This window comes from Nesterenkonia massiliensis, from assembly GCF_000455245.1.
GTDB classification, from domain to species: Bacteria; Actinomycetota; Actinomycetes; order Actinomycetales; family Micrococcaceae; genus Nesterenkonia; species Nesterenkonia rhizosphaerae.
The window spans coordinates 181,681-189,381 of sequence record NZ_HG005165.1 but is presented as its reverse complement, the minus strand read 5'-3'; the positions used below and the strand labels follow the sequence as shown (position 1 = coordinate 189,381).

Here is a 7,701-nt window from a genome sequence, read left to right as displayed (position 1 = left end):
CATGACCGAGAACTCCGCTCCCGTCTACCCCCGCGCTGCCACAGGTGAGCGTAAGGTGCCGACTTCTGTGCGTTTCCCCGAGATCGAACAGCGGATTCTGAAGTACTGGGAGGCGGACGGCACCTTCAAGGCCAGTATCGAGAGCCGACCGGACACCGAGGAGTTCGTCTTCTATGATGGTCCGCCGTTCGCCAACGGCCTGCCGCACTACGGCCACTTGCTCACCGGCTACGTCAAGGACCTCGTCCCGCGCTACCAGACCATGCGCGGCAAGCGTGTGGATCGCCGCTTCGGCTGGGATACCCACGGTCTGCCTGCTGAGCTTTCGGCTATGAAGGAACTCGGCATGACGGACAAAGCCGAGATCGAGTCCATGGGCATCGAGCACTTCAACGACGCCTGCCGCGCCTCAGTGCTGAAATACACCAAAGAGTGGGAAACCTATGTGACCCGGCAGGCTCGCTGGGTGGACTTCGAGAACGACTACAAGACCCTCAACGTGGACTTCATGGAGTCCGTCATCTGGGCCTTCAAGCAGCTGCACGAGAAGGGCCTGACCTATCAGGGCTTCCGCGTGCTGCCATACTGCTGGAAGGACGAGACCCCACTGTCCAACCACGAGCTGCGCATGGACGACGACGTCTATAAAGACCGCCAGGACCCCTCGGTGACTGTGACCTTCCCGGTCACCGGCGGCGGCCAGCTCGGGGACACGCTCACCGGAGTGAACCTGCTGGCGTGGACCACCACACCCTGGACTCTGCCCACGAACTTCTCCATTGCCGTGGGTCCGGAGATCGAATACGTGGTGGTGGAAGCTCCCGCAGACGGGCCGCTGCCGGGTAAACACATGCTCGCCGCCGAGCTGCTGGGGGCCTATGCCAAGGATTTGGGCTTCACCGACGCAGAGGATCAGACCGCAGCACAAGCCGCGGTGGCCGCCGTCGTCGGCCGCTACCAGGGGCGCGATCTGGTGAATTTGGAGTACAAGCCGCTGTGGAGCTACTACACCGATACGCAGAAGTGGGGCACCGAACACGCCTTCCGGGTGCTGGTGGAGGACTATGTGACGACCAGCGACGGCACCGGGCTGGTCCATCAGGCCTCCGCCTACGGTGAGGAGGATCAGCGGTCCTCTGAAGAGGCCGGCATCCCCGTGATCCTCTCCGTGGATTCGGCGGCGAAGTTCCTGCCGATGTTCGCTGAGCCGACTCCTGAAGGTGATGCCCCGCTGGCGCAGATCGCGGGCGTGCAGGCCTTTGATGCTAATCGCACCATCATCAACCAGCTCAAGGCCGATGGTCGGTTGGTGCGCGAACAGTCCTATGTGCACTCCTACCCACACTGCTGGCGCTGCCGCACTCCGCTGATGTACAAGGCCGTGACCTCCTGGTACGTAGCTGTCACGCAGATCAAGCAGCGGATGCTGGAACTCAACGAGCAGATCAACTGGATCCCGGAGAACGTCAAAGACGGCCAGTTCGGGAAATGGCTTGAGAACGCACGTGACTGGTCCATCTCGCGCAACCGCTACTGGGGCAGCCCCATTCCGGTGTGGGTCTCCGATGACCCCAACTACCCGCGTACCGAGGTCTACGGTTCCTTGGAGGAGCTCAAGGAGGCCTTCGGCGACTATCCGCGCAATGCCGCCGGAGAACCGGACCTGCACCGTCCGTGGATCGATCAGCTGACCCGGCCGAACCCGGATGACCCCACCGGCCAGTCCAAGATGGTGCGAGTCGAAGACGTGCTGGACGTCTGGTTCGACTCCGGCTCCATGCAGTTCGCCCAGGTGCACTACCCCTTCGAGAACGCTGAGTGGTTCGAGAACCACCACCCGGCAGACTTCATTGTGGAGTACATCGGTCAGACCCGCGGCTGGTTCTACACCATGCATATCCTGGCCACCGCGCTCTTCGACCGCCCGGCCTTCACCAACGTGATCAGCCATGGCATCGTGCTGGGCTCTGACGGGCAGAAGATGTCCAAATCGCTGCAGAACTACCCGGACGTCAACGAGGTCTTCGACCGCGATGGCTCCGATGCGATGCGCTGGTTCCTGATGTCCAGCCCCATCCTGCGCGGCGGAAACCTGATTGTCACCGAGGAAGGCATCCGCGAGGGCGTTCGTCAGGTGCTGCTGCCGATGTGGAACGCCTGGCACTTCTTCGCCCTCTACGCCAATACCGCCAATGGGGGAGCGGGCTACCAAGCTAAGAGCGTGGGGGCCGACGACGTCGAAAACCCCCTGGATCGGTACATCCTCGCCGCGACCGGTGACCTGGTCCGGGACGTCACCGCGGCCATGGATGACTTCGCCGTGGCTGGTGCTACTGATGCTCTGCGTCGCTATTCCGAGACACTGACCAACTGGTACATCCGGCGTTCCCGGCAGCGGTTCTACGACGAGGATTTTGCTGCCTACGATGTGCTCTACACCGTTCTGGAGACCTTCACCCGGGTAGCTGCCCCACTGCTGCCGCTGATCAGTGAAGAGATCTGGCGCGGCCTCACTGGTGGCCGTTCGGTGCACCTGGCGGACTGGCCCAATCCGCAGGACTATCTGAAGGATGAGCGGGCCGTGGAACTGATGGAGCTGACCCGGTCCATCACCTCCGCCGGATCGGCGCTGCGCAAACAGGCCAAGCGCCGTGTCCGCCAGCCCCTGTCAGAACTGACGGTAGTGGTGCCTGAGGCGGTCGCCTTGGCTGGCACCTATGAGCAGATCATCGCCGATGAGCTGAACATCAAATCCGTGGTGCTGCGGGATCTTGCAGAAACCTCGGCCGAGGCCTATGGGATCGGCCAGCAGCTGGTGGTCAATGCCCGTGCTGCGGGTCCGCGGCTGGGCAAGCAGGTGCAGCAGGCCATCAAGGGCGCCAAATCCGGCGACTGGTCGGTGACCGACGGGGTGGTCACCGCTGGTGGTCTTGAGCTCGTTGAGGGCGAATATACCCTGACCACCACGGTCTCTGAGGAACTCGGGGATAAAGCCGTCACCGTGCTCGAACAGGGCGGTTTCCTGGTGCTTAACACCGAACTGACCGAGGAGCTTGTGGCCGAGGGCACCGCCCGGGATGTCATCCGCACCATCCAGGCTGCCCGTAAGGATGCAGACCTGCAGGTTTCTGACCGAATCTCCACCACACTGACAGCAGCCCCGGAGGTCATCAGTGCGGTGGAAGCGCATCAGGAACTAGTGAAGTCCGAGACTCTCACCGTGGAGCTGAACCTGCTGGCCGGGGAGATGCAGGAAGAGACCAAGGTCAGCGTCGCCGTCGTCGTAGAGGACACTCATGCCTAGCTCAGATACGCCCAGTTCAGAGATGCCCAGTTCAGGACCCTCCGGAGCTCAGCCGCTTGATCACTTCTCCGTGGCCAGTGTCTATGCGGAGATGCTGGCGCGCGCGCCGGAGAATGACATGCAGCCCCGCCTGGAGCCCATGCAGATGGCCATGGATGTCCTGGGGGAGCCCCAACGTTCGGCGCCAGTGATCCATGTAGGCGGCACCAACGGCAAGACCTCCACCGCCAGGATGATCGAAGCCGGTCTGCTGGCCCATGACCTGCGGGTTGGACGGTACAGCTCCCCGCATATGGGGTCGGTGACGGAGCGGGTCAGCATCGACGGCAAACCAGTCTCGGATGAGACCTTTGTCCGGGTATGGGATGAGATCCGGCCGCATATCCAGCTGGTGGATCAGCAGCTCTCGGCCCGCGGGGAGGTGCCACTGACGCTGTTTGAGTGCCTGACGGTGCTGGCTTTCGCGATCTTCGCCGATGAGCCAGTTGATGTGATGGTCATCGAGGTGGGATTGGGCGGCACATGGGATGCCACCAACGTAGTGGAGCCCGCAGTCCAGGTGATCACCCCCATCAGCTTGGACCATACGGACTTACTGGGCGATACCGAACGCGACATCGCTCTGGAGAAAGCCGGAATCATCAAACCCGGTGGCTTCCTGATCTCCGCGGCACAGATTCCTGAGGCAGCTGATGTGCTGCTCGAAGCTGCCCGGAGCGCCGGGGTGGAGTTCCGCTTCGAATCCGTGGAGTTCGGCGTTGAATCCCGTACCCCGGGGGTGGGCGGACAGCAGCTGACCATCCAGGGGCTCGCCGGCCGCTATCCAGACCTCCTGCTGGCGCTGCATGGACCCCATCAGGCAGAGAACTTCGCGCTGGCCGTCGCCGCGTTGGAGGCTTTCCTCGGGGGAGGGGAGAAGGAACTGAACCTGGAGAACCTGCAGTTGGCCTGTGAGAACATCACCTCGCCGGGTCGGCTGGAGACCTTGCGCACCGGTCCGGCCGTCATCGTTGACGCCGGGCATAACCCCGCAGGCCTTGAAGCCTCCGCGCTGGCGCTGAAGGAGAGCTTCGGGCTCACCAAACTGGTACTGGTGGTGGGAATCCTGCAGGAAAAGGACGCCCCCGCCATGCTGCAGACCCTCTACACACAGTATGAAGGTCTGGCTGAGGAAATCTGCTTCACCGAGTCAACCTCCCCGCGCGCCATCCCGGCAGCGGACTTGGCCGAGCTGGCACAGGACGCCGGATTCCGTGAGGAGGATATCCATATCACCGAACGACTGGATGAGGCCATCGACTGGGCGGTGATGCGCGTGGATGACTCCGGGGAGACCGCCACTGGCGGCATTTTGATCACCGGATCCATCACTCTGGTGGGCGAGGCTCGCATCCTGCTGGGAGCGGCCTGATGGGACGACGGCTCAGCAGGGCACAGCAGCAGTGGCAGCCGGGACAGAGCCGACCACCCCGCTCGGTCAGAGTCCTGTTCTCCTCTACGGTACTCAGCCTGGAGGCGGCACTGATGCTGTTCTTCGGCCTAGCCGCCTGGGGGCTTAATCAGCACGAATGGTACGCGTGGTGGATCTTCGGCGGATCCCTAGTGGTCGCGGTGGCCTGCATCATGACGTGCGCGCTACTGCAGAAGCCGCTCGGTTACATCATCGGTTGGGCGCTGCAGGCAGTCATCGTCGCTGGTTTTCTCGGTACGGCCCTGGTCACAGAGCAGGGACTCTGGGCTCCGCTTGCGCTGCTGCCCGGGCTGGGGTTCCTGGCCTGCTGGTGGTATGCGGTGACAAAGGGCGCGCAGATTGATGCGGAAAAGATGGAAAGATACAGACTGGAACAAGAATTTGCTGGTGAGTCTGAGGGCGCACCGGGGGAGAAGTGAGGAGCTTTAACGTGACTGAACGCACTCTGGTGCTGATTAAGCCCGACGGCGTGCAGCGGGGACTCACCGGTGAGATCCTGCGCCGCATCGAGGCGAAGGGATACGCCATCGCTGAGCTGAAGAAGCTGCAGGCCAGCACTGAGCAGCTGGCCGCCCATTACGCTGAGCATGAGGGCAAACCGTTCTACCAGCAGCTGGTGGACTTTATGCTCTCCGGACCCGTGGTGGCAGCCATCCTGGAAGGCGACCGCGTCATAGAAGGCTTCCGCTCCCTGGCGGGCACTACTGATCCCACGACGGCGGCTCCGGGCACCATCCGCGGTGACCTGGGCCGCGACTGGGGCGAGAAGGTCCAGAAGAATCTGGTGCACGGCTCGGACTCCGTGGAATCTGCCGAGCGGGAGATCTCCATCTGGTTCTAGGCGTCACAGCTGAGGAAGAAGCCCGGTGCGGTCATGTGACCACGCCGGGCTTCTTAGTACCTGGAGGTTTATCAGCCCGCTCGAGTGGGGCGGGTGCCCTCGCTGAACTCCAACTGCAGTGGTGCCAGCTTCAGCAGGGTGCGATCGTAGACGATCTGCGCGGAGCGTTTACGGTCATTGGACTTATGCGAGGTGTACTCCTCGTACTGGGAGCAGACCCACTCCGGATCCCCGTCGGCCAGCAGCCGTCCCTGTTCGATCCAGATCACCCGGGTGCACATCTGCTTGATCGTGCCTAGCGAGTGCGAAACCAGGAAGACACAGCCGGCCTTGGACCGCACCTCATCCAACCGCTTCTTGGTGCGGGCCCGGAACTGGGCATCGCCGGTGTTCAGGGCCTCATCGATGAGCAGAATATCGGGGTCCACGGCTGTAGCGATGGCGAACTGCAATCGGGAAGCCATACCTGAGGAGTACGCCTTCAGCGGCATGTCCAGGGCGTCGTGGAGACCGGAGATCTCCACGATCATGTCGAACTTCTCAGCGGTCTGCTCGGGGCTGAGCCCCATGGCCAAGCAGCCAAGCTTGATGTTCTCGCGGCCAGAGATGGTCCTCACCAGTGCGGCGTTGACGCCGAGCATGACCGGGGTGGAGGTGGCGTAGACCTCGCCGGTGGTGGGACGGACCTTACCGGTGAGCAGCTTCATCAGGGTGGACTTACCGGAGCCGTTAGTGCCGATGACACCTACTGACTCGCCGCGGTTGACCACAAAGCTGACTTCGTCCAGGGCGGGAATTTCGGCCCAGCCTGAGCCGGTGACCTGCTTCACCATACGGGCGAAGCGGTTCTCGGCCTTGAGGTACTCCGTGGAGGAGCGCACCCGGTAGACCATGGAGACGCCGTCGACCGCCACAGCGATCTCTGCAGAGTTCACTGTTTCCACCACGGGTGCGTGATAGGTCAGGGGAGCGGAGTCCCAGGCAATCTCTTCGATACCGTCGAAGTCATCGAGGGCCTCGGGGTCGACGTCGAGGCCTCCTGCGGCTGCGTTGGAGGAGGCCAGCCAGTTGGCACGACGTGGAGTGTACTCAGATGCGGGAGTGCTCATCGTTCCTTCCCGTAGGACTCTTCGCCGGCCCAGAAGATGATGAAGCCGATGATCAGGGAGCCAAAGGCCCAGATGGTCAAGGTGATCCAACGCTGCGGATCGGCGAAGCCGTCGTAGAGCCAGGCGTGGCGGATGATGTCCAGCACACAATAGAGCGGGTTGTTCTCCACGATGGTCTTGATCAGGGGCACCTTGTCGTAACGCTCAATGCTGAAGAACACGCATGAGGTGTACATCAGAACTCGTGTGCCGAAGGTGATCAGGTGTTTGGTGTCGTTCCAGTGGTTGACCAGACGGGCAAGAATAAGACCAATGCCTGCCATGGTCAGCAGCGCCAGGAACACTGCCGGGAAGAACAGCAGCCAGTGCCAGGTGAGCTCAACCGGGTAGGCGTTCTCCTCGTCCGGGGTGACCTGGTAACCACCCAGGAAATAGGCCAGCAGAGCCATCACCACAAAGACCGGTACGGAAGCGAAAAGCTCCCGGACGGCAGCTGAGAGTGGCAGCGCTGCCCGTGGGAAGTTAAATGCCTGGACCACGCTCTGGTTCCCGGCGATCGAGTTCGCCGCCCCGGTGATGGCAGAGGTGAAGAAGCGGAACATGAAGATGCCAATCACCAGGTAGCCCAGGAAATTGGCGATACCGCGTGATGATTCGAGGATCAGACCAAAGACTGTGAAGAATGCCAATCCCAGCAGGATGGGGTTGAAAACCATCCACACACGGCCCAGGGTGTCATAGTTGTTCTGCGCTGAGACGCGGGAACGTGAGTCGTAGTATAGGAAGTGCCGGAATTTCCACAGCTGCTTGATGTACTGGCCCAGTGTGGGGCGAGCACCAACGCGTACCAGGCGTGAACCGTCCAGCTGCACTACGCGACGTGCACCGAGAGCATACTGCGATGCTTCGGTGGTGGATGTTCCCATGAAACGTCAGTTCCTTCCGGTTTGTCGTTGCCGCGCGCAGAGCACCGGCA

6 protein-coding genes are annotated in these 7,701 nt (G+C 62.1%); 4 read left to right on the top strand and 2 right to left on the bottom strand.

The window, feature by feature from the left end; translation table 11 throughout:
* The first annotated feature begins 1 nt into the window (after position 1).
* The 4 genes from ileS to ndk are packed head-to-tail and all read left to right on the top strand — an operon-like array spanning position 2 to position 5,616.
* Positions 2 to 3,304, top strand: a complete 3,303-nt coding sequence (gene ileS / locus TX78_RS00895) for an isoleucine--tRNA ligase (protein ID WP_044493470.1) — start codon at positions 2 to 4, stop codon at positions 3,302 to 3,304.
* A gap of 22 nt (positions 3,305 to 3,326) precedes the next feature.
* Positions 3,327 to 4,715, top strand: a complete 1,389-nt coding sequence (locus tag TX78_RS00890; protein ID WP_044493466.1) for a bifunctional folylpolyglutamate synthase/dihydrofolate synthase — start codon at positions 3,327 to 3,329, stop codon at positions 4,713 to 4,715.
* Positions 4,715 to 5,194: a DUF4233 domain-containing protein gene (locus TX78_RS00885; RefSeq protein WP_049897259.1), complete on the top strand. Its 480-nt coding sequence runs from the start codon at positions 4,715 to 4,717 to the stop codon at positions 5,192 to 5,194. The genes TX78_RS00890 and TX78_RS00885 overlap by 1 nt, the downstream gene beginning before the upstream one ends.
* Before the next feature lie 11 nt (positions 5,195 to 5,205).
* Positions 5,206 to 5,616 carry a nucleoside-diphosphate kinase gene (gene ndk / locus TX78_RS00880; protein ID WP_044492828.1) on the top strand — a complete coding sequence of 137 codons (411 nt, stop codon included), beginning with the start codon at positions 5,206 to 5,208 and terminating at the stop codon, positions 5,614 to 5,616.
* A gap of 71 nt (positions 5,617 to 5,687) precedes the next feature.
* Here the strand turns inward: ndk and TX78_RS00875 are convergent, their stop codons facing one another.
* Positions 5,688 to 6,725 (bottom strand): ABC transporter ATP-binding protein, encoded by a 1,038-nt coding sequence (locus TX78_RS00875; protein WP_233722109.1) that lies wholly within the window; start codon positions 6,723 to 6,725, stop codon positions 5,688 to 5,690.
* Complete coding sequence (locus tag TX78_RS00870; RefSeq protein ID WP_044492825.1) at positions 6,722 to 7,651, bottom strand: ABC transporter permease; 930 nt, start codon at positions 7,649 to 7,651, stop codon at positions 6,722 to 6,724. Before TX78_RS00870 ends, TX78_RS00875 begins: the two co-directional genes overlap by 4 nt.
* Positions 7,652 to 7,701: the final 50 nt, after the last annotated feature.

What these genes read in the sequence shown, in the direction of transcription:
- ileS (WP_044493470.1), top strand. Translation starts at nt 2, where the DNA reads ATGACCGAGAACTCCGCTCCCGTCTACCCCCGCGCTGCCACAGGTGAG.
- TX78_RS00890 (WP_044493466.1), top strand. Translation starts at nt 3,327, where the DNA reads ATGCCCAGTTCAGGACCCTCCGGAGCTCAGCCGCTTGATCACTTCTCC.
- TX78_RS00885 (WP_049897259.1), top strand. Translation starts at nt 4,715, where the DNA reads ATGGGACGACGGCTCAGCAGGGCACAGCAGCAGTGGCAGCCGGGACAG.
- TX78_RS00875 (WP_233722109.1), bottom strand. Translation starts at nt 6,725, where the DNA reads ATGAGCACTCCCGCATCTGAGTACACTCCACGTCGTGCCAACTGGCTG.
- TX78_RS00870 (WP_044492825.1), bottom strand. Translation starts at nt 7,651, where the DNA reads ATGGGAACATCCACCACCGAAGCATCGCAGTATGCTCTCGGTGCACGT.